This window comes from Bradyrhizobium sp. SZCCHNS1050, from assembly GCF_032484785.1.
Classification (GTDB): domain Bacteria; phylum Pseudomonadota; class Alphaproteobacteria; order Rhizobiales; family Xanthobacteraceae; genus Bradyrhizobium.
Map to the genome: position 1 here is coordinate 2,267,615 of NZ_JAUETR010000001.1, position 22,780 is coordinate 2,290,394.

17 protein-coding genes are annotated in these 22,780 nt (G+C 64.7%); 7 read left to right on the forward strand and 10 right to left on the reverse strand.

Annotated features, from left to right (window positions below; translation table 11 throughout):
• Nucleotides 1-156: 156 nt before the first annotated feature.
• Nucleotides 157-1,296, reverse strand: coding sequence for an acyl-CoA dehydrogenase family protein (locus QX094_RS10325; RefSeq protein WP_315717057.1), 1,140 nt, complete (start codon nt 1,294-1,296; stop codon nt 157-159).
• A 269-nt stretch (nt 1,297-1,565) separates the two neighbouring features.
• Between QX094_RS10325 and QX094_RS10330 the strand changes: the two genes are divergently transcribed.
• The gene (locus QX094_RS10330) at nt 1,566-2,798 is read left to right on the forward strand and encodes an ABC transporter substrate-binding protein (RefSeq protein ID WP_315717056.1); all 1,233 of its coding nucleotides are present in this window, start codon (nt 1,566-1,568) and stop codon (nt 2,796-2,798) included.
• Between the two features lie 1,154 nt (nt 2,799-3,952).
• Here the strand turns inward: QX094_RS10330 and QX094_RS10335 are convergent.
• Nucleotides 3,953-4,726, reverse strand: coding sequence for a helix-turn-helix transcriptional regulator (locus tag QX094_RS10335; protein ID WP_315717055.1), 774 nt, complete (start codon nt 4,724-4,726; stop codon nt 3,953-3,955).
• A gap of 200 nt (nt 4,727-4,926) precedes the next feature.
• On the opposite strand from QX094_RS10335, the gene QX094_RS10340 reads away from it, so the two are divergent.
• The 4 genes from QX094_RS10340 (at nt 4,927) to QX094_RS10355 (ending at nt 9,575) form a co-directional block, all read left to right on the forward strand.
• Complete coding sequence (locus tag QX094_RS10340) at nt 4,927-7,194, forward strand: marine proteobacterial sortase target protein (protein WP_316187896.1); 2,268 nt, start codon at nt 4,927-4,929, stop codon at nt 7,192-7,194.
• Between the two features lie 100 nt (nt 7,195-7,294).
• Nucleotides 7,295-7,864 (forward strand): class GN sortase, encoded by a 570-nt coding sequence (locus tag QX094_RS10345; RefSeq protein WP_315717053.1) that lies wholly within the window; start codon nt 7,295-7,297, stop codon nt 7,862-7,864.
• 113 nt (nt 7,865-7,977) lie between these two features.
• Nucleotides 7,978-8,694: a DUF1614 domain-containing protein gene (locus QX094_RS10350; protein WP_315717052.1), complete on the forward strand. Its 717-nt coding sequence runs from the start codon at nt 7,978-7,980 to the stop codon at nt 8,692-8,694.
• A 56-nt stretch (nt 8,695-8,750) separates the two neighbouring features.
• Nucleotides 8,751-9,575 (forward strand): MlaD family protein, encoded by an 825-nt coding sequence (locus QX094_RS10355; protein ID WP_315717051.1) that lies wholly within the window; start codon nt 8,751-8,753, stop codon nt 9,573-9,575.
• Between the two features lie 29 nt (nt 9,576-9,604).
• On the opposite strand, the gene QX094_RS10360 is transcribed toward QX094_RS10355, so the two are convergent.
• The 7 genes from QX094_RS10360 to urtA all read right to left on the reverse strand — a co-directional run bounded on the left by QX094_RS10360 (nt 9,605) and on the right by urtA (nt 16,576).
• Nucleotides 9,605-9,946, reverse strand: coding sequence for a zinc ribbon domain-containing protein (locus QX094_RS10360; protein WP_315717050.1), 342 nt, complete (start codon nt 9,944-9,946; stop codon nt 9,605-9,607).
• A 96-nt stretch (nt 9,947-10,042) separates the two neighbouring features.
• Nucleotides 10,043-11,272 (reverse strand): formamidase, encoded by a 1,230-nt coding sequence (gene fmdA / locus QX094_RS10365; RefSeq protein WP_315827910.1) that lies wholly within the window; start codon nt 11,270-11,272, stop codon nt 10,043-10,045.
• Nucleotides 11,273-11,308: 36 nt separating this feature from the next.
• Complete coding sequence (urtE, locus tag QX094_RS10370; RefSeq protein ID WP_315751136.1) at nt 11,309-11,998, reverse strand: urea ABC transporter ATP-binding subunit UrtE; 690 nt, start codon at nt 11,996-11,998, stop codon at nt 11,309-11,311.
• 203 nt (nt 11,999-12,201) lie between these two features.
• Nucleotides 12,202-12,957, reverse strand: a complete 756-nt coding sequence (gene urtD / locus QX094_RS10375; RefSeq protein ID WP_315751135.1) for an urea ABC transporter ATP-binding protein UrtD — start codon at nt 12,955-12,957, stop codon at nt 12,202-12,204.
• A gap of 10 nt (nt 12,958-12,967) precedes the next feature.
• Nucleotides 12,968-14,107 carry an urea ABC transporter permease subunit UrtC gene (urtC, locus tag QX094_RS10380; RefSeq protein WP_316173272.1) on the reverse strand — a complete coding sequence of 380 codons (1,140 nt, stop codon included), beginning with the start codon at nt 14,105-14,107 and terminating at the stop codon, nt 12,968-12,970.
• 39 nt (nt 14,108-14,146) lie between these two features.
• Entirely contained in the window at nt 14,147-15,073 is a 927-nt protein-coding gene (gene urtB / locus QX094_RS10385) for an urea ABC transporter permease subunit UrtB (protein WP_316165667.1), read from the reverse strand.
• A 240-nt stretch (nt 15,074-15,313) separates the two neighbouring features.
• Nucleotides 15,314-16,576: an urea ABC transporter substrate-binding protein gene (gene urtA / locus QX094_RS10390; RefSeq protein WP_316187897.1), complete on the reverse strand. Its 1,263-nt coding sequence runs from the start codon at nt 16,574-16,576 to the stop codon at nt 15,314-15,316.
• Nucleotides 16,577-16,762: 186 nt separating this feature from the next.
• On the opposite strand from urtA, the gene QX094_RS10395 reads away from it, so the two are divergent.
• Together QX094_RS10395 and QX094_RS10400 are read left to right on the forward strand one after the other, a co-directional pair.
• The gene (locus QX094_RS10395; RefSeq protein ID WP_316173273.1) at nt 16,763-20,137 is read left to right on the forward strand and encodes an ATP-binding protein; all 3,375 of its coding nucleotides are present in this window, start codon (nt 16,763-16,765) and stop codon (nt 20,135-20,137) included.
• Entirely contained in the window at nt 20,127-21,044 is a 918-nt protein-coding gene (locus QX094_RS10400; RefSeq protein ID WP_316170080.1) for a response regulator transcription factor, read from the forward strand. The genes QX094_RS10395 and QX094_RS10400 overlap by 11 nt, the downstream gene beginning before the upstream one ends.
• A 217-nt stretch (nt 21,045-21,261) precedes the next feature.
• Here QX094_RS10400 and QX094_RS10405 read toward each other — a convergent pair whose 3' ends face one another.
• Complete coding sequence (locus QX094_RS10405; protein ID WP_316165670.1) at nt 21,262-22,764, reverse strand: NAD(P)/FAD-dependent oxidoreductase; 1,503 nt, start codon at nt 22,762-22,764, stop codon at nt 21,262-21,264.
• Between the last annotated feature and the right edge of the window lie 16 nt (nt 22,765-22,780).

Genomic DNA, 22,780 nt, shown 5'->3' on the forward strand with positions numbered 1-22,780 from the left:
CTCATTTGACTGAGTCACGCTCGTCATTCCGGGGCAAGGCCGCAGGCCTTGAACCCGGAATCCAGAGATTGCTTTGCGTTCGTTCCAACAACCTCGAGATTCCGGGTTCAGCCCTGCGGCCCTGCCCCGGAATGACGTGCGCTGAGAAGGCGCGCGTCACAATCCCATCTGCCGGCTCGCCAGGTCCTTCATGATCTCCTCGGTGCCGCCGCCGATGGCGTTGACCTTGACCTCGCGATAGATCCGTTCCACGCGGACACCCCGCATGAAACCGGCGCCGCCGAAGATCTGCACGGCTTCGGAGGCGCAGTAGGCCATCGTCTGCGTCGCCTGGTTCTTCATCATGCAGATCTCGGCGACCGGATTGTCACCCTGTTCGAGCCGCCACGCCAGCATTTCCAGCATCGCCTGCGATGCCGCCACGCGCTGCGCCATGTCGACCAGCTTGTGGCGGATGACCTGGTGCTGCGCGAGCGGCTTGCCGAAGGTCTGGCGCTCCTTGGCGTAGGCAATCGCATCGTCGAGGCAGACACGGGCGTAGGCCGTGCAGCTCGCCGCCATGCCCATCCGCTCGCTGTTGAAATTGTGCATGATCAGCTTGAAGCCCTGCCCCTCCTCTCCGATCAGGTTCTCGACGGGCACGCGGCAGCCGTCGAAATGCAGGGTCGCGGTGTCCGACGCCCACCAGCCCATCTTGTCGAGCTTGGTGCGCGTCAGCCCCGGCGTGTCGCCCGGCACGAGCAGCAGACTGACGCCAGCCGGCCCCGGTCCGCCGGTGCGCACCGCGACCGTGATGTAGTCGGCCCGCATCCCGGAGGTGATGAATGTCTTCTCGCCGCTGACGACATAGTGATCGCCGTCGCGGACGGCCCTGGTCCTGAGATTGGCAACGTCTGAGCCACCGCTCGGCTCGGTGATCGCCAGCGCCGAGATCTTGCGCCCAGCCAGAATCTCCGGCAGCACGCGCGCCCTCACCTGCGGCTGCGCGGCGCGCGCGATCGGCGGCGCGCCGATCGTATGGCTCATCAGGCTGGCGCTGATGCCTCCGGCACCCGCACGCGCCAGTTCCTGCGACGACACGATCTTCATGAACTGGTCGGCCGGCACGCCGCCGAATTCCTCCGGGAAGCCGAGCCCAAGCAGGCCGATCTCCGCCGCCTTCAGATATAGCGCGCGCGGAAATTCTCCGGCCTCGTCCCACGCGCTCGCGAACGGCGCGATCTCCTTGTCGACGAAGCGCTTGATGACGTCGCGGAAGGCCTCGTGCTCGGCCGTGTAGAACGGGCTTTTCGTCATGGCGGTGCCGGGAGCATCCTGCTTCGTGCGCTTCCGAAGATGCGCCGGAAACGCCCGCATCAACTTGCGTGGAGTGGCTGACCGGCAAAATCACCTGCGGCGCGCCCGGTCGGCCCGGCCGGCCTCCCGGGGCCAGCGCCTGGACGCAAGACAGTGCATTGCACACATCTGCCCACTCGTTGCCGTGAGCGGCCTTCCATGGTCGCCATCGCCGCAAGCCAAGAACAAGAACGACAATCACGAAAATTCAACCAGAGGAAGCCCAGGGAATGTTGCCGATGACGACCAGGACACTGCTCTCATTCGCGGCCGCGGCCGCCTTTTCCGTACTGGCGAGCCAGAGCGCGCTTGCGCAAAAGAAATACGACACTGGCGCCACCGACACCGAGATCAGGATCGGCAACGTCGAGGCCTATAGCGGCCCGGCCTCGGCCTACGGCATCATCGGCAAGACCGAGGAGGCCTATTTCAAGATGATCAACGATCAGGGCGGCATCAACGGCCGCCGGATCAACTTCATTTCCTATGACGACGGCTACAGCCCGCCGAAGACGGTCGAGCAGGTGCGCAAGCTGATCGAGAGCGACGAGGTGTTCCTGGTGTTCAACGCGCTGGGCACGCCGACCCAGACCGCCGTGCAGAAATATCACAACGCCAAGAAGGTGCCGCAGCTGTTCCTGGCCACCGGCGCCAGCAAATGGAACGACCCGAAGGAATTCCCCTGGACCATGGGCTTCCAGCCGAGCTACCGCGTCGAGGCGCGGATCTTCGCCAAGTACATCCTCAAGGAGAAGCCGAACGCGAAGATCGCGATCTTCTATGCCAATGACGATTTCGGCAAGGACTACGTCCTCGGCATCAAGGAGGTGCTCGGCGACAAGGCCAAGACCATGATCGTCGCCGAGGAGAGCTACGAGACCACCGAGCCGTCGATCGACTCCCACATCGTCAAGCTCAAGGGCACCGGCGCCGACGTGTTCGTCAACATCTCGACGCCGAAATTCGCGGCGCAGGCGATCAAGAAGATCGCCGAATTGGAATGGAAGCCGATGCATCTGATGACCGACGTCTCGATCTCGATCGGCGCGGTGATGAAGCCGGCCGGCCTCGAGGCGTCCGAGGGCGTGCTGTCCGCCGGCTATCTCAAGGATCCGTCGGACCCCCAGTGGAAGGACGACGAGGGCATGAAGAAGTTCATGGCCTTCATCGACAAGTACATGCCGGGCGCCAACATCTCCGACGCCAACCTCGCCTATGGCTATGCCGCGGCCCAGACCATGGTGCAGACCCTGAAACAGTGCGGCGACACTCTCACCCGCGACAACGTCATGAAGCAGGCCGCCAGCCTCAAGGACTTCGCGCCGGATACCCTGATCCCGGGCATCAAGGTCAACACCGGCCCCAACGACTTCGCCCCGATCGAGCAGCTCAAGATGATGCAGTTCAAGGGCGGCAAATGGGACCTGTTCGGCGACATCATCAGCGCGGACGTCGGGGGATAGCAGCGTCGCTGCGGCGCCTCACTCGGAATCGTCCAACGACGCGCCGCATCGCTTGAGCCCCCCTCTCTCTACGCCGACGATCGGCTCCCCTCCCCCTTGCGGGGAGGGGTTGGGGGTGGGGGTCTCCGCACTCCAAAGGCCGTGAAGGGCACAGCGCATTTCGGCGCCGCAACCACCCCCCCAGAACAATTCCTTCTCATCACCCCAATACTTCGAGCGGTCTTCGTGGACCCCCACCCCCGACCCCTCCCCGCAAGGGGGAGGGGAGCAGACTGCCCGTGACGCAACATTCTGCCATCCAAAAACTTATTGCTATTTTTCCGAATCCATGATCATCTCTCGACATCCCGCCTCACCGCAGAGGGGCGTTGCGCGCGATCGTCACGACACGCGAGGCGGGGATGCGGTGGCCGCGAGAGATCGCAGCGTCTTCTCACGAGGGCGCGGACGAACGATCGCTCGCGGACGTGAAGTCGCAGCGTCCTGACACCCCGAAGCTGGTGTCCAGCGCAATGCGCGCAAGCGCATTGTCGCCATGGTGGCCAACAAGCCGGCGCACCAGGGAGACTGCGTATAAGCGTTCAACCCATCGCGCAGGGAATGCCGGCGTGCTCGGCTTTGCCTGTGGTACCTGCCGCCTGCATTCTTTTCGCAGGCGGGCCATGGGTGAGGCCTTCACCCGGCATTCCCTGCGCCCTCTGCACTTTCAGGAGGGACGAACCGGTCGCATAGCTCGGGCGTCACCCGCCGCGAGACTGTATCTTTATGCCCCTCTTTCACAATTTCCGAGCGTTGCTGAGACCCGAATTGCTCGCAACGTTCGCGCTGTTTGAGATGTGAATCCGATCTCCCCTCCCGTCGTCCCGGACAAGCCGTGACGTGCGCCAGCACGCCGCGGCGCCGATCCGGGACCTATACGCCGCAGCAGACATGAGGGGCGAGATGCTCATGACTATCCTGCCTCAACCCACGCCCTATGGTTATGGATCACGGCGTTCGCCGGGATGACGGGGGTGCGTTGAGGCGATGCCGCCCCCCCCAACATGCTCCGTCATTGCGAGTGAAGCGAAGCAATCCAGGCTGAGTGCGAGACTCTGGATTGCTTCGTCGCTTCGCTCCTCGCAATGACGGTGGTGAGTTTTGCGCCCAACACGTCACGGCACGCCCTGCACGAACAGCGCGAACGGCTCCTCGACCGTCTTGCGCAGGTGCTCGCGATACAGCGGGTAGTGCCGGTCATCCGCGCCGAGCCGGCCGAAGCTCGGCTCATCGACATTGCGCAGCGGCAGCAGCGCGATCGGCGCGGCGATCGGTGTCAGCAGCGAGCCGCGGCCGGCGAGCAAGGTCGTGATGATGCCGTACATCTCGCCGGTAATGGTGGGACGCGACACCGTGATCAGCCGGTGCTGGCCGTGGCGGTTGGTGACGAGGTAGACGAAGCCGGACTGGTTGGGCACGGCGACCTCGCCGAACTGCGTGAACGCCGCATCGAGCCGCGCGCCCTCGCGAAACACCAGCGACGACGCCGCATCGTCCCAGACGATGTCGGTGCGGTACGCATAGACGGCGTCCTTGTCGCCGAATGACGGCCGCAAGGTGACGTAGGTGCCCTCGATCCACTCCACAGCCCGCCGCGAATAGGAGCCGAGGCTGTCGGGCGCAATGCCGCCGCTTGCGGCAGGTGCGGCGAGAGGTGCACTCGGCGGCTTGCGCAGGGACATGCCGAGCGCCTGCTCGAGCCGGACGATGGTAGCGAGCGTGAACGGGCGGCGGCCGCCGAGGGCCTTCTCCAGGGTCGAGAGGCTCAGCTTGGCCTGCTCCGCCAGCGCCTGCCGCGACATCCGGCGCCGCGCAATCTCCTCGCGGATGGTCTCCGCGACCTGCCGGCTCTGTTCGTCGGAAAGCTCGCTGTTGTCCGGTATCGACATCCTGTCCCCTGCCGCGTGGTGCGCACCTCTTCTAGCAGACGGACAAATCAGCACAAACCCGGACAGATCAGCCGCGCTCTCGACCACCACCGGACATGCGCGGGCGGGCGGCGGCCGAACAAGACCGACCATTCCGCTCGCGGCGCTGGCGGGCTGCGCTCAGTGTCGGCATGCCGAAATTGTTCGTTGCGGAGCCAATGATGAGCGAGACGATGGACCACGATATCAGAAGCAGCACCCATCCGGTCCGGTCGTGGATCGTGACCATGCTGCTATTCCTGCTGCTGCAGGCCGCCGCCGTGCTGCTGGTCGGCTTCACGGCGCTGTTTCTCAGCGTCACCCCTGGCTGGTCCGCCGAAGGGCCGCTGGCGCCCCTGACCAGGCCGGGCGATGCCCGCTCCGGGGCGCTGCTGTTCAAGAGCGACGCCGGTTACGCCGAGGCGCCGCGGCTCGGCATCGACGTCGATATCGTCGTGTCGGGGCCGACGGCGCGGGCGCGCGTGACGCAACTGTTCAAGAACACGAGTTCGCAATGGATGGAGGCGGTCTATGTCTATCCGCTGCCGCCGGACAGCGCGGTGGACACGCTGAAGATGATCGTCGGCGACCGCGTCGTGGTCGGCGACATCAAGCCGCGCGAACAGGCCAAGGTGATCTACGAGCAGGCCAAGCGCGACGGCAAGACCGCGGCGCTGACCGAGCAGGAGCGGCCGAACATCTTCACCAACTCGCTCGCCAATATCGGCCCCGGCGAAACCGTGCTGGTGCAGATCGAATATCAGCAGCCGGTGGCGCAGGCGGCCGGCGAATTCTCGCTGCGGGTGCCGCTGGTCGTCGCGCCGCGCTACAATCCGGCGCCGATCGTGCAGAGCGTCGATTTGCGCCCTGATAGCAACGGGTGGGGCGCCGCTGCGAACGATCCGGTACCGGACCGCAAACGCATCTCCCCGGAGGTGCTCGATCCGGCCAAGAATGATCCGGTCAATCCAACCAGGATCGCGGTGCGGCTGCAGGCCGGCTTTGCGCTCGGCGAGGTCAAGAGCCACCATCACCAAGTGACGATCGACAGCCCCGATGCGAAGACGCGAGTCGTCACCCTGGCCGAGGGCGTGGTGCCGGCCGACCGCGACTTCGAGCTGACCTGGAAGCCGGCCGCTGCGACGATGCCGTCGGTCGGGCTGTTTCACGAGCAGGTCGGCGACGCCGACTATCTGCTCGCCTTCGTCACGCCGCCGGCGGTGGCTGCAACGGCGCAGCGCCCGCAGCCGCGCGACGTCATCTTCGTGATCGACAATTCCGGCTCGATGGGCGGCACCTCGATCCGCCAAGCCAAGGCCAGCCTGCTCTATGCGCTGGGACGGCTGCAGCCGAACGATCGCTTCAACGTGATCCGCTTCGACGACACCATGACGGTGCTCTTCCCCGCCTCGGTGCCGGCCGATGCCAAGCATGTCGGTAGCGCCACCAGCTTCGTGAGTTCGCTGGACGCGCGCGGCGGCACCGAGATGGTGCCGGCGATGCGCGCGGCGCTGACCGATGATGGCAGCGAAAGCGACCGCGTGCGGCAGGTGGTATTCCTCACCGATGGCGCCATCGGCAACGAGCAGCAGCTATTCGAGACCATTACCGCAATGCGCGGCCGCTCGCGCATCTTCATGGTCGGCATCGGCTCGGCGCCGAACACCTATCTGATGACCCGCGCCTCAGAGCTTGGCCGCGGCGCCTTCACCCATATCGGCTCGGTCGAGCAGGTCGAGGGGCGCATGCGCGATCTCTTCGCCAAGCTCGAGAACCCGATCGTGACCGGGCTCAGCGCGAGCTTCTCGGAAGCCTCCGCCGATCTCACGCCAGCCGTGCTGCCGGACGTCTATCGCAACGAGCCGCTCGTGCTCGCCGCCAAGATCGACCGTCTCGCCGGATCGCTGCAGCTCAAGGGCCGCATCGGCGACCAGCCATGGACCATCACGTTGCCGCTGTCCGGCGCCGCCGAGGGCAAGGGCCTCTCAAAGCTGTGGGCGCGGCGCAAGATCGGCGACGCCGAGGTGGCCAGGACCATGCGGCAGATGACGCCGGAGGAAGCCGACGGCGCCATTCTCAAGCTGGCGCTGGAGCATCAGTTGGTGACGCGCCTGACCAGCCTCGTCGCCGTCGACAAGACGCCGCGCCGTCCCGACGGCGAGCCGCTGAGGCTCGCCGAGTTGCCGATCAACCTGCCGGCCGGCTGGGACTTCGAGAAGGTGTTCGGCGAGCACGGCCGGGTGCCGGCAATGCAGAACGAGCGCCGCGCTGAGGCCAACGGCGACGTCCAGCTCGCCGCGGTGAAGCGACCGGTGGTGCCAGCGTCGCCCGCGACGATCACCCTGCCGAAGACGGCGACCGATGCCGAGCTGAGCATGCTGCTCGGGTTGGGCGTGCTGATGCTCGAACTGATCTGGCTGGTCGCGATCAGGCGGCGAGTTGCCAACTAAGGAGCACGTCATTGCGAGCGAAACGAAGCAATCCAGGGCTCAGGACCCGACTCTGGATTGCTCCGTCGCTTCGCTCCTCGCAATGACGGGAGGAGAGACAATGCCCCGCTTCGTCACCCCGCTCGCCGTCGCGCTCGTCGGTCTCATCCTGTTCGGCCACGGCGCCTTCATCCACGCCAAGGCCGTTCTCGCGCAAGTGCTGCTCGACCGCGCGTTCAGCCAGACCGTTGCGACCGGCCATGCCGCCAAGCCCTGGTCCTGGGCCGACACGGTCCCGGTGGCGCTCATCGAGGTGAAGCGCCTCGGCGTCTCCACCATCGCGCTGGCCGGCTCCAGCGGCCAGGCGCTCGCCTTCGGTGCCGGCCATGTCGAAGGCAGCGCCGAGCCGGGCGAGCCGGGCGTCGCGGTGTACTCCGCGCACCGCGACACGCATTTCCGCTTCCTGCGCGACATCAAAATCGGCGACGAGATCGACATCGTCAGGCGCGACGGCAAGACGTTCCGCTATCGCGCCGACGCCGCCCGTGTGGTGCGCTTCGATGCCTCGGGGATCGATCCAGGGACCGAGAGCGCCGAACTGGTGCTGTCGACCTGCTGGCCATTCGACGCCCTGACACAGGGGCCGGAGCGTTATGTGCTGCACGCCACAATGATCGCTGCGGGCAAATGAACACGAGCATGGCCGTTCTTGGGAACCAGGCGACGAATGCCCATTTGTCACCCTGCCGCTCCCGTGGGATGATCCCACGGGCTCAGCAAGGCTCACATCCAAGCGCTTCCGACATGCATTCCCAGGTCCAATATCTGCCAATCACGCCGGTCTTCTTCGCCATCCTGGTGCTGGCGTTCGGCGTCCTGATCGTCCTGATCCAGCTCGGCATCCTGCGCTACGCCTACATGAAGCTCGGCGTCAGCTCGGGCACCGCGATGCTGCTGCTGTTCGGCTCGCTGGTCGGCAGCTATTTCAACATTCCGATCACCATGCTGCCCGGGCAGGTCGCGCGCTCCGGCGAGATCATCGACTTTTTCGGCATGCAATATGTCGTGCCGCTGGTGCATCAATGGCCCGGCACGCTGCTCGCTGTGAATGTCGGCGGCGCCGTGATCCCGACGATCATGTCGACCTATCTCATGCTGCGCTACCAGCTCTGGCTGCGCGCCGCGATCGCGGTGCTGGTGATCGCCGTGATCATCCACGCGATGGCGACGCCGGTGCAGGGCGTCGGCATCGCCGTGCCGGTGTTCGCGCCGGTTGTCGTGACCGCGATCCTGGCGTTCCTGCTGTCGCGCGAATATGCCGCGCCGCTGGCCTATATCGGCGGCTCGATGGGCACGCTGGTCGGCGCCGACCTGATGAACCTCGACAAGATCGGCAGCCTCGGCGCGCCCGTGGCCTCGATCGGCGGTGCCGGGACGTTCGATGGCATTTTTCTCACCGGTATCCTGGCGGTGCTGCTGGCCGGCCTCGCCGCGCCCTCCCGGCCGGGCCTTGCGCGCTGAGCTTTCAACCGGGAGACATAGCGGCTAAAATCGAGCGAGACAGCAGTGGGCACGGAATGCGCGCGATCAATCTCATCGTGGGAACCCTGACGATCGCGGCCGTCGCGGCCGGGATCAGCGGCGTCCTGATCAAGCAGAAGCATCGCCTTGCCGAGCAGCGCAGCATGATGCGCGTCGTGTTCGACGGCGGCTCGGCGGCGGGCCTGCGCAAGGGCGGGCCGGTGAATTTCGACGGCGTGCAGGCCGGGCAGATCCTGTCGATCAATCTGGAAAGCCCGCGCAAGATCGTTGCCATGATCACGCTCGACAAGTCCGCGCCGATCCGCAAGGACACCACCGCCGGCATCGAGTTCCAGGGCCTGACCGGCATCGCCGCGATCTCGCTGGTCGGCGGCGCGCCGACGGCGCCGCCGGTGCCGCTCGATCGCGACGGCGTGCCGGTGCTGACGGCCGATCTCAAGGACCAGGAGACGATGGTCGAGACGGTGCACAACATCGACAAATACGTCGTCAGCAATGCGCCGGCCATCAAGGAGGCGCTACAGAGCTTCGAGAGCGAGACCGCCTCGCTGCAGGCCAAGACCGCGGCGTTCGATTCCGCGATCGACAAGGCCGAGGACATCTTCAAGGGCTTCGACACGCTCGTGACCAAGATCGACGGCGCCATTCCCGGATTTGCCGACGGCAATCCCGGCCAGCTGTTCGACCAGATCAAGTCGATGCGCGAGCTGGTCGACGGCTTCAAGCGCAAATCTGCCAAGGTGATCGACGACAGCCGCAAGACGCTGGTCGACATCAGCGACGGCGCCAATGCGATGACCGTCAAGTTCGGCGGCCAGCCGGCGGGTCCGGGTCCGCGCCGCGTGCCGGCGTCACGCTGAGGGGCGGACGCGCCGCCCCTCGCGTTCGTTCAGTGGCTGATCATCCAGGGCCGCGCCGTCGGAAAGCCCTTGGCGCCGCTCCTGGTCTTGGTCATCAGCCGCGGCGATTTCTTAGGCCCGCAGCAGCCGCAGCCTGCACCGTGTTTGGCCTTGTACTCGGCCACCGTCTGCGGCGCGTGACGGCTGCGCTCGTTGGTGGCATGCGCCGTGCGCCGCTCCGCCGGCATGCAGGCGAAGGCGGGCGCGGTGAGGATCACGCGCGGCGCCATGTCCTGGCATTGCGGACAGGCCTGCGGCTCATCACATTCCGCCATCGGACGCATGTCCGTGAACGGACCGCATGCATCACAGAGATATTCATAGACCGGCATCGTCTCTTCTCCTGCGCAACAATCATCTCCATCTCACGCGGCGGATGCGGGGCGGCCGATACGCTGCCGTCCCGCACCCATCGCGCAGGGAGACCGCTATTTGTCCGGCGAGATCGGCATCTGGATGTCGCCCTTGATGTGCTTGATCGGACCCGCCGACGACGGCATCACGTCGAAGTCGAAGATCTCGGTCGGCAGCCACAAGGTGGCGCAGGCGTTGGGCACGTCGACCACGCCGGAGATGTGGCCCTGCACCGGCGCGGTGCCGAGGATCGAATAGGCCTGGGCGCCGGAGTAGCCGAACTTCTTCAGGTACTCGATGGCGTTGAGACACGCCTGGCGATAGGCGATGTGGACGTCCAGATAGTGCTGCTTGCCGGTCTCATCGACCGAGATGCCCTCGAAGATCAGGTAGTCGCGATAATTGGGCGTGATCGGCGACGGCTTGAAGATCGGGTTCTTGATGCCGTACTTCGCCACACCATCCTTGATGACGTCGACCTTGATGTGCAGCCAGCCCGCCATCTCGATGGCGCCGCAGAAGGTGATCTCGCCGTCGCCCTGGCTGAAGTGCAGGTCGCCCATCGAGAGGCCGCCGCCGGGCACGTAGACCGGGAAGTAGATCTTCGAGCCGCGCGACAGGTCCTTGATGTCGCAATTGCCGCCATGCTCGCGCGGCGGCACGGTGCGGGCGCCCTCGGCGCCGATCTTGGCCTTGACGTCGCCCTTGGCCTGGCCGGCATGCGCGGTCGGCGCGAACGGCGGGTTGGCGAGACCGGGCACGCGGGTCGGGTTGGTGGCGATCAGCGCATTCTCACGCTCGTTCCAGGTCGCGAGCAGCTTCGGATCGGGCAGACAGCCGATCAGGCCGGGATGGATGAGGCCAGCGAAGTTCACGCCGGGCACGTGGCGCGACGAGGTGTAGAGGCCCTTGATGTCCCAGATCGACTTCTGCGCCAGCGGGAAATGGTCGGTCAGGAAGCCGCCGCCGTTTTGCTTGGAGAAGAAGCCGTTGAAGCCCCACAGGCTCTCCTTCAGCGGACCGACATCGAGCAGGTCGACGACCAGGAGGTCGCCCGGCTCGGCGCCCTTGACACCGATCGGGCCCGACAGGAAGTGCACGATCGACAAATCGATGTCGCGCACGTCGTCGGCGGAGTCGTTGTTCTTGATGAAGCCGCCGGTCCAGTCATAGGTCTCGATGATGAAGTCGTCACCCGGATTGACCCACTCCACCATCGGAATGTCAGGGTGCCAGCGATTGTGCACCTTGTCGTTCTCGTAGGCCGATTTGGTCAGATCGACCTTGATCAGTGTGTCAGGCATCAGAAGCTCCCCTTGTTACTTGCTTGCACGGAGTGGTTAGACGGACAGATATTTCGAGACCTGCGCAGCATCGACCTGGTCGCGCGGATCGTCGCGGACGATCTCGCCGTTCTCGATCACCAGCACGCGGTCGGCGATGTCGAGCGCAAAGCTCAGCACCTGCTCGGAGACGACGATCGACAGCCCCTTCTCGTCGCGGATGCGCTTCAGGGTGCGCGCCATCTCCTTGATGATCGACGGCTGGATGCCCTCGGTCGGCTCGTCGAGCAGCAGCACCTTCGGCTTGGTGGCGAGCGCGCGCGCGATCGCGAGCTGCTGCTGCTGGCCGCCGGAGAGATTGCCGCCACGGCGTCCCTTCATCTCCAGCAGCACCGGGAACAGCTCGTAGATGTCGCCGGGCACCTCGGACCCGCCGGACACGACGAGCCCGGTCTCGATGTTCTCCTTCACCGTCATGGTCGAGAAGATCATGCGGCCCTGCGGCACGTAAGCGAGGCCCTTGGCGACACGCTCATAGCTCTTCAGGCTTGCGAGCTCGGCGCCGTCCATCGCGATCGAACCGCTCTTGGCCGGAAGGATGCCCATCAGCGACTTCATCAGCGTGGTCTTGCCCATGCCGTTGCGCCCCATGATCGCAACGATCTCGTTGGGCGCGACCTTGACGTTCAGGCCATGCAGCACCTCGCTCTGGCCATAGGCGACATGGAGATCGGAGATTGCGAGCATCGGATATCTTCCTATGCAAGAGGGAGTGAGACGGCCGATCGAGCGGCATTGGCACTAAGCTCCCTCCCCCCTTGTGGGGGAGGGTTGGGGAGGGGGGGCTCCGGGCGAGACTGCCCGTGTGGACCCCCACCCCCGACCCCTCCCCGCAAGGGGGAGGGGGGGCGCAGCGAGGGTGTGGATCGAGCGATTTCCCGAGCATCGGCTCAGTGCCCCAGATAGACTTCGACGACCTTGGGGTCGTTCTTGACCCGCTCCATCGTGCCCTCGGACAGGATCTGGCCCTGGTGCAGCACGGTGACCTTGTGAGCAATGTCCTCGACGAACTTCATGTCGTGCTCGATGACGAGCACCGAGCGGTCCTTGATGATGCGATTCAGCAGCTCGGCGGTCTTGGCGCGCTCGCTGACGCTCATGCCGGCGACGGGCTCGTCGAGCATCAGAAGGTCCGGGTTCTGGATCAGCAGCATGCCGATCTCGAGCCACTGCTTCTGACCGTGGCTGAGCACGGCCGCCGAGGTCTTGAGACGATCCTTGAGGAAGATCATCTCGGCGACCTCCTCGACGCGATCCTTGACTGCGGCGTCACGCTGGAAAGTCAGCGAGCCGAAAACGGTGCGACCGCGCGGAAACGAGATCTCGAGATTCTCGAACACGGTGAGATCCTCGAACACCGACGGCGTCTGGAACTTGCGGCCGACGCCGGCCTTGACGATCTCGTTCTCGCGCAGCTTCGTCAGCTCCTTGCCGCGGAACTGGATCGAGCCCGAGGTCGCCTTGGTCTTTCCGCAGATCAGGTCGAGCACAGTGGTCTTGCCTGCGCCGTTAGGGCCGATGATCACGCGGATCTCGTTCTCCTCGACATAGAAGGAGAGATCGTTGACCGCCTTGAAGCCGTCGAACGACACGGTGAGCGCTTCGACCGCGAGCAGGAATTCCTTGGGCTGATGACCGATGAGCATCGCTGTGTCCTCACTCTGCGGGGGCGCCGTTGGCGACGAGGCCGCCATTGCCGGATTTCTTGGTGCGGGAGGCCAGTAGCTTGTCGATGCGCGGCTGCACGTAGTCGCCCCAGATGCCGGCGAGGCCGTTTGGGAAAGCGAGGACGACGGCGATGAACAGCGCTCCCAGGCCAAACAGCCAGAGCTGCGGGAACGTCTCCGAGAGGCTGGTCTTGGCAAAGTTGACGAGGAGCGAGCCGTAGACCGCGCCGAAGATCGAGAGCCGGCCGCCGACCGCGGTGTAGATCACCATCTCGATCGACGGCACGATGCCGACGAAGGACGGCGACATGAAGCCGACTTCCAAGGTGAACAGCGCGCCGCCGACTGCGGCGAACACGGCGGCCGCGCAGAAAGCAAAGATCTTGAAATTGGCGACGCTGTAGCCGGAGAAGCGGACCCGGTCCTCCTGCTCACGCATCGCCACCAGGATGCGGCCGAGCTTGGTCAGCCGGATGAACTGGGCGACGAGGATCGCTGCGAACAGGAAGAACACCTCGACGAAGTAGAGGATGTACTTGGCGTGGTCGGTGCGGATGTCCCAGCCGTGCAGCGTGCGCAGGTCGGTGATGCCGTTGATGCCGCCGGTGTAGCCCTGCTGTCCCACGATCAGGATCGTCATGATCGCCGCGATCGCCTGGGTGATGATTGCGAAGTACACGCCGCCGACCCGCCGCTTGAACATCGCAGCGCCGATGATGAAGGCGAAGATCGCCGGCACCAGGATGATCGCGGCGAGCGCGAACGGGAAGCTCTGGAACGGCTTCCAGAAGAACGGCAGCTGCGTCAGCTGATTCCAATCCATGAAGTCCGGAATGCCCGGCGTCGACTGGATCTTGGTGTTGGCGACGCTGGAGGCTTCCAGCTTGAGGAACATCGCCATGCAGTAGCCGCCAAGGCCGAAGAACACGCCCTGCCCGAGGCTGAGAATGCCGCCATAGCCCCAGCACAGCACCAGGCCGATCGCGACGAAGGAATACGTCAGATACTTCGCGACGAGGTTGAGGCGGAAGATGTCGAGTGCCAGCGGCAGGATGACGACGAGCAGCAGCAGCAGCGAAGCGAAGCCGATGAGCTCGGAGCGGTTGAAGAAGCGCGTGTGGATGATCATGACCGTGCCTTCTGATTCCCTATTCCCTGCGCGTTTCGGCTATTTGCGGACCTTCAGGGCAAACAGCCCCTGGGGGCGCAGCATCAGGATCGCGACGATCGCCAACAGCGTGAGCACCTTGGCCATCGAGCCGGACATGAAGAACTCCATGGTCGACTGCGCCTGGGAGATGGTGAAGGCCGATGCGATGGTACCGAGCAGGCTGGCGGCGCCGCCGAACACGACGACCAGGAACGTATCGACGATGTAGAGCTGTCCGGCGGTCGGACCGGTCGAGCCGATCATGGTGAAGGCGGAGCCGGCGACCCCGGCGATGCCGCAGCCGAGGCCGAAGGTGTAGCGGTCGACTTTCTCGGTGTTGATGCCGACGGCGCCCGCCATGACGCGGTTCTGCACCACAGCGCGCACCTGCTTGCCCCAGCGCGACAGGAACAGCACGTAGGCCACGACGATCGTGATCAGGATGGTCAAGCACATCACGAACATGCCGTTGATTGGGATCTGGATGGCGTCGGTCGCCTGCCAAGAGCCCATCATCCAATCCGGCAACTCGACGCCGACCTCGCGCGCGCCGAACACGGAACGATAGGCCTGCTGCAGGATCAGGCTGAGACCCCAGGTGGCGAGCAGCGTGTCGAGTGGCCGCCTGTAGAGACGGCGGATCATCGCCCACTCGACCAGCATGCCGAGGGATCCGGAGGCGATGAAGGCGAAGATCATCGCGACGAAGAAGTAGCCAGGAAACAACGAGGGCAGGAAATGCTGGAAGGCGTTCGACGTCATCCAGGTGACGTAGGCGCCGAGGATCATGAACTCGCCATGCGCCATGTTGATGACGCCCATCTGGCCGAAGATGATGGCAAGCCCCAGCGCCATCAGCACATAGACCGAAAACAGGATGAGGCCCGCGAAGCCCTGCATCGCGAAGATGGCCCCGAGGTCGCCGATGGAATAGTCACCGAACATGATCCGTCCTCTCGTGATGCCCTGCTGCAAAATGGATCGGCGCCGGCACAGTGTGTCCGCAGCCAAGATCGCTCCCTCCCCCCTTGTGGGGGAGGGCTAGGGAGGGGGGCCTCCGCGCCGAGCTGCGGGTGGGGTACCCCCCTCCCCAGCCCTCCCCCACAAGGGGGGAGGGAGCGCACTTCCCGCGCAGCAGCATCAGCGATCTCATTCGCCTGTTGCTATGAGACGCGACAGATCAGCTCACTGGTAGCCCTTCGGAAACGGATCGGGCTCGACCAAGTCGGCGGTCTCGTAGATCAGCTCATACTGACCATCCGCCTTGGCGCGGCCGACGCGGGTCTTGGACCAGAGATGGTGGTTCTCGTGGATCCGAACGTAGCCTTCCGGCGCGCCCTTGAACTCGATGCCAGGCGAGGCGGCGGCGACCTTGTCGATGTCGAAGCTGCCGGCCTTTTCCACCGTCAGCTTCCACAGCCACGGACCGAGGTAAGCGGCTTGCGTCACGTCGCCGATGACGGTCTTCTCGCCCCACATCTTCTTGAATTCGGCGACGAAGGTCTTGTTGTTCGGATTGTCGAGCGACTGGAAGTACTTCATGCAGGCGTAGGCGCCCGCGATGTTCTCGCCGCCGATGCCGTCGATTTCGTCCTCGGTCACGGAGATGGTGAGCAGCGTCTGCTTCGACATGTCGATGCCGGCCGCCTTGAGCTGCTTGTAGAACGCGACGTTGGAGCCGCCGACGATGATCGCGTAGATCACGTCCGGCTTGGTCAGCTTGATCTTGTTGATGACCGAATTGAACTGGGTGTGGCCGAGCGGGAAGTATTCCTCGCCGACGACCTTGCAGCCCTGCAGATGGCCCTCGATGTGCTTGCGCGCGATCTTGTTCGAGGTGCGCGGCCAGATGTAGTCGGAGCCGAGCAGATAGAAGGTCTTCGCGCCCTTGGTCTTGTTGACCCAGTCGAGGCCGGCGATGATCTGCTGGGTGGCTTCCTGGCCGGTGTAGATGACGTTCTTGGACTGCTCGAGGCCTTCGTAGAAGGTCGGGTAGTATAGCATGCCGTTGTACTGCTCGAACACCGGCAGCACCGCCTTGCGGGAGGCGGAGGTCCAGCAGCCCATCACGGCGGCGCATTTGTCGTTGACCAGCAGCTTCTTCGCCTTTTCGGCGAAGGTCGGCCAGTCGGACGCGCCGTCTTCCTGGATGTACTTGATCTTGCGGCCGAGCACACCGCCCGCGGCATTGATCTGCTCGATCGCGAGCTTCTCGGCCTGCACTGACCCGGTCTCGGAGATCGCCATGGTGCCTGTGACCGAATGCAGAATACCGACGGTGACTTCGCTATCCGTGACTGCAAGGCCGGTAGTGTTGACAGCGGAGGTTGCGGGGCCGGCGCCGAAGGACGGCCGCGGCATCATGGCCAGCGCCGGGATCGCGGCCATTCCCATCAGCAATTGGCGCCGAAGCGGCGACTTCAGGCCCTTTTTCGTTTCGTCTGACATGAGCACCCCATTTATTTGGTTCGAGGACACGCGTTGGGTCAGACGAAGGATGGCGCGCTTTGTGCAACGCACGGATACGCAAGATTGCGTATACTGCACCGCAAAAGCGCGACGTAGGCTCTGCGTAAGTCTTGCGAGGGGCAGGACGAGCGTGCGGACAAGCGCTCGCGGGTGAGGAGTTCGAGAGTGGCAGGGCGGCAGCGGATCGACCGCGTCAGGCGCCAATACAACCAGTGGGTCGCCAACCAGACGTTGGAGGACTATGCGCTCCGTTTCACGGCCAAGAGCGCACGGCGCTGGTCGGCCGCCCGCGTCGCCAACACCGCGCTGGGCGCGATCTCGTTCCTCGCACTCGAGGCCATCGGCGGCACCATTACGCTGAACTATGGCGTCACCAACGCGACCGCCGCGATCCTGGTCGCCAGCGTCATCATCTTCTGTTGCGGCCTGCCGATCGCCTATCATGCGGCCAAATGCGGCATCGACATCGACCTGCTGACCCGCGGCGCCGGCTTCGGCTATATCGGCTCGACCGTCACCTCGCTGATCTACGCGTCGTTCACCTTCATCTTCTTCGCCATCGAGGCGGTCATCCTGGCTTCGGCGCTGGAGATGTGCTTCGGCATTCCCCGGCCGATCGGCTATCTCATCAGCGCCGTCGTCATCATCCCGCTCGTCACCTACGGCATCACCCTGATCAGTCGCTTCCAGCTATGGACGCAACCGCTATGGGTCGTGCTGCACATCCTGCCCTTTGCCGCAATCGCCTATGCCAGCCCGCACTCCTTTGTCGAATGGCAGCAGTTTCCCGGCGAGCACGGCGATCCCATGGGCCATCTCGATCTGGCGCTGTTCGGGACCGCGGCGGCGGTCGTGTTCTCGCTGGTCGCCCAGATCGGCGAGCAGGTCGACTTCCTGCGCTTCCTGCCGCGCGACAGCCGCACATCGAAGCGCTCGTGGTGGATCGCGCTGCTGTCGGCTGGCCCCGGCTGGATCGTGCTCGGAGCACTGAAGCTGCTGGCAGGCTCGTTCCTCGCCTTTTTCGCGCTGAGCCACGGAGTCTCCGCCGACCACGCAGCCGAACCCGCGCACATGTATCTGGAGGCGTTCCGCTATGTCTTGGCCCGGCCGGACCTGGCGCTTGCGTTGACCGGCACCTTCGTGATCGTCTCTCAGATCAAGATCAACGTCACCAACGCCTATGCCGGCTCGATCGCCTGGTCGAACTTCTTCTCGCGTCTGACGCACAGCCATCCGGGGCGCGTCGTGTGGCTGGTGTTCAACGTCGTCGTCGCGCTGCTGCTGATGGAGATCGGCGTCTACAAGGCGCTGGAGCAGACGCTGGCGCTGTACTCCAACATCGCGATCTCCTGGGTCGGCGCACTAGTGGCCGACCTCGTGATCAACAAGCCGCTGGGCCTGCGCCCGCCGCAGATGGAGTTCAAGCGAGCCCATCTCTACGACATCAACCCGGTCGGTGTCGGCGCGATGACGATCGCGACGATCGTCTCGATCAGCGCCTTCTATGGCCTGTTCGGGCCGACCGGAAAGGCGCTGTCGACCTTCGTCGCGCTCGGCGTCGCGCTCGTCACCGCGCCTGCGATCGCCTATCTGACCGACGGCAAATACTATCTGGCACGCAAGCCAAAGCGGAGCTGGCAGAACATCGAGCGGATCCAATGCTGCATCTGTGAGCATCAGTTCGAGCCGGAGGACACCGCCTCTTGCCCGGCCTATGCGGGTCCGATCTGCTCGCTGTGCTGCTCGCTCGACGCCCGCTGCCACGACCTGTGCAAGCCGCACGCGCGGGCACAGGCGCAGGTCGCAGCGGCGCTCAGCGGCATGCTGCCAGAGCCGTTGCTGGCCAAGATCAACTCGCAGCTCGGTCATTATGTCGGTGTATTTCTGACATCGGCCGGGCTCGTCGCACTGACGCTCGGCATGATCTATCTGGAGACCTCGGCGGCGCTCCCGGGCTTCAAGGGCATCATCTCCGACGTGCTGTGGAAGGTGTTCTTCGCCCTGTCCATCATCATCGGCGTGGTGACCTGGCTGTTCGTGCTGGCGCAGCAGAGCCGTCGCGCCGCCGAGGCCGAGACACGCCGGCAGACGCAGCTGTTGATTCAGGAGATCGAGGCGCACAAGCGCACTGACGCAGAGCTGCAACGCGCCAAGGAGGTGGCGGAGTCGGCCAATCTCGCCAAGAGCCGCTATGTCGTCGGCCTCAGCCATGAGCTGCGCTCGCCGCTGAACGCGATCTCCGGCTATGCGCAACTGCTCGAGCAGGACACGAGCCTTGCGCCGAAGCCGCGGGACCAGGTCCGCGTCGTCCGCCGCAGCGCCGATCATCTGTCCGGCCTGATCGACGGCATTCTCGATATTTCCAAGATCGAGGCCGGGCGGCTGTATCTGTCGCGCGACGAGGTCCGTCTCAGCGAATTCCTGGATCAGCTCGTGGGCATGTTCCGATTGCAAGCTGCGGCGAAGGGCGTCGACTTCGTGTTCAAGCGGCCTGCCGTGCTGCCGCTGGTCGTCTATGCCGACGAGAAGCGGCTGCGCCAGATCCTGATCAACCTGCTGTCGAATGCCATCAAATTCACTGGGGAAGGCAGCGTCCAGTTCGTCGTGCATTATCGGAGCCCGGTGGCCGAATTCGAGGTGATCGACACCGGTCCGGGCATCCAGCCTGACGATCTGGAGCGCATCTTCGCGCCCTTCGAGCGCGGCGCGCTCGGGGTTGCGCAGCCGCAGACAGGTACGGGGCTCGGCCTGACGATCAGCCGTCTGCTCGCCGGCGTCATGGGCGGCGACATCAAGGTCGTGAGCAAAGTCGGCGCGGGCAGCACGTTCAAGGTCAAGATCCTGCTGTCGGAGGTCACCAACCCGACACGGCATCCACCGGTGAAGGCGCCGGTGGCCGGCTATCTCGGGCCGCGCAGGACGATTCTGATCACCGACGATGATCCTGTGCATCGCGACCTCCTGCGCGAGGTGCTGACGCCGCTCGGCTTCATCCTGCTGAGCGCGCCCGACGGTCCCGCCTGCCTCGCGCTTGCACAACATTGCCAGCCGGATCTGTTCGTTCTGGACATCTCGATGCCCGGCATGGACGGCTGGACAGTGGCCGAGACCTTGCGCAACAGCGGTCATCATCAGGCCCGGATCCTGATGACATCTGCGAGCGCGCTCGAAGCGCACGGCCGGCCGTTGGCGCAACCATTTCACGACAGCTACCTGATGAAGCCGATCGACATCCCAAGGCTGCTGGAGGCGATACGTCAATTGCTGAAGCTCGAATGGAGCTACCAGACCGATATCCCCGTGGTTTCGCCACGCTGGCGGCCGGACACCGGATCCAGGCCCCCGCTCAACTATGTCGAGGAGTTGATGAGCCTCGGCCAGATCGGCTACATCAGGGCCATTCAGCTCAAGCTCGACGAGATCCGCAATGCGCATCCGGAGCATGCCGACTTCGTCGCACATATGCGCACGCTCGTTGACCGCTTCGATCTCGATCAGTACATGGCAACTCTGAAGACCTTGCATGCCTATGAGCACTGACAGCAGGAAGCGTGACGTCGCGCTGGTGGTCGACGACTCGCCAGAAACGCTTCGGCTGCTCACCGACGCGCTGGATAGCGCCGGCATGACCGTGATGGTGGCGCTCGACGGCGCGGCCGCGATGCGCATCGTCGACCAGATCACGCCGGACATCATCCTGCTCGACGCGGTCATGCCGGGCATGGACGGCTTCGAAACGTGCCGCAAGCTGAAGCGCGAGGCCGGCCTCTCCAACGTCCCCGTGATCTTCATGACCGGGCTCGCCGATACCGAGCATATCGTGAAAGGACTGGAGGCCGGCGGCGTCGATTACGTCACCAAGCCCATCGCGGTCTCGGAAATGCTGGCGCGCATCCGCGTGCATCTCGCGAACGCCCGGATGACGCAGAGCGCGCGCGCCGCACTCGATGTCTCCGGCCGCTTCCTGCTTGCCGTCAACCGTGAGGGACGGCTGATGTGGGCAACGCCGCAGGCGCAGAAGCTGCTGTCGGACAGTCTTGGCACCGCCGACGACGTCGTGCTGCCGGAGGCGCTGCGGCTGTGGCTGGATCAGGCGCAGAACGGCAAGGGCGGTGCGAAGGCCGCCGCTTCGATCCCGGATCATCCCGAACTGCGCCTCTACTATATGGGCGGAGCCGGGCCCAACGAGTTCCTGCTGCGGCTCGCCAAGGAGTCCTCCGGTGAGCTGCCCAAGGAGTTCTCCAGCGAGTTCGGTCTCACCACGCGCGAGGGCGAGGTGCTGTCATGGCTCTCCAAGGGCAAGACCAACCGCGACATCGCGCAGATTCTGGGACTGAGTCCGCGCACCGTCGACAAGCACCTTGAGCAGATCTACGCCAAGCTCGGCGTCGAGAACCGCACCGCCGCCGCGGCGGTCGCGACGGGGGTGACGCGGCGGGAGGGATGAGGCGGGCCGACCAGCGTGCCCCAACCATCACTGCCGTCCCGCGCAAGCCCTGCGGCGCGAAGCGCCGGCGGGCGCCGACCCGGGACCGATACCGCGTGATGCTGCTTGAGGCGGGACGAAAGTTGACGTTGTGCCCAACACACCTGCCGGTGGCTATGGATCCCCGCTTTCGCGGGGACGACGCCGTCTTTGGAGCGGCACACCGGCCGTCAAAAGCTCACCCATACACGAACGCCGGATCATCCAGATCGATTGCCGGGATCTGGTCCTTCTCGCTCCAATAGTCCTGGCTGTGCTGCCACTCCGGCTTATCGCCGCGCTTGGGCAGCAGGTGCATGTTGCGCATCATGTAGCCGGGGTTGAAGTTCTCCGGGTCGATCCATGGCAGCAGCGGCATGTTGTGATCCTCCGGGCGCAGCGCCGGCACGACCTTGCTCACGCCTTTTTCCTTCATGTGCGCGAGCAGGCGGCACACGAAATCCGCGACGAGGTCCGTGCGCAACGTCCAACTGGCGCGGAAATAGCCGAACACCCAGGCCAAGTTCGGCACGCCGGTGAACATCATGCCGCGATAGGTCACGGTGTCGGCGAAGTCGAGCGGCTTACCGTCGATCGAGAATGCGATATCGCCGAGCACGCAAAGATCGAAGCCGGTCGCGGTGACGATGATGTCGGCCTTGAGCTCGTCGCCGGACTTCAGCTTGATGCCGTCTTGCGTGAACCGCTCGATCTCGTCGGTCACGACCGAAGCCTTTCCGCTCTTGATGCCTTCGAACAGGTCTGCGTCCGGTACGAAGGCGATGCGCTGCCGCCACGGACGGTAGCTCGGCGTGAAGTGCTTGGCGGTGTAGTCGGGTCCGAGGATGGCGCTGATCTGGCCGATCAGCTCCTTCTTCACCTGGTCGGGCTCGGTCAGGCAGCGCTTGGTGAACCAATCCTGTTCGAACAGGATCTTGCGCCTGACGATCTCATGGATCCATTCCTCCTTCACCTGCAGTCTCCGCAGCTCCTCGGCCAGCTCGATCGCATTGCGGCCGATGCGGAAGTAGGTCGGCGAGCGCTGCAGCATGGTCACGTGTGCGCATTGGCCCGCGATCGATGGCAGGATGGTCGCGGCGGTCGCACCGGAGCCGATGACCACGACCTGCTTGCCCGTGAGATCGAGATCCTCGGGCCACACCTGCGGATGCACGATGCGGCCCTTGAACTCCGCCATGTCCGGCCACTCCGGCGTGTAGCCCTTGGAGTGGCGGTAGTAGCCCTGGCACATCCAGAGGAAATTCGTTGTAAAGGTGGCGGGCTGCTGATCCCTGCCCTTCACCGCCTGCACCGTCCAGAGACCGGTCGCGCTCGACCAGCTCGCCGACACGATGCGGTGGCCGTAGCGAATGTGCCGGCCGAGACCGTTCTCCTCGATCACGTCGCCCATGTATTTGAGGATCTCTTCCGCGGTCGCGATCGGCGGGCCGACCCATGGCTTGAAGCTGTATCCGAACGTATGCAGGTCGCTGTCGGAGCGGATGCCGGGATAGCGGTGCGTCCGCCAGGTGCCGCCGAAGCTGTCCTGGCTCTCCAGGATCACGAAACGCTTGTCGGGCATCTGCCTGCTCAGCTGATAGGCGCTGCCGATGCCGGAGATGCCGGCGCCGACGATCAGCACGTCGAAATGTTCGGTCGCGTGCGAGGACGCGGCCTCCCGGATGGGCGCGATGACGTTCATGTGAGTCCCTGGGCTT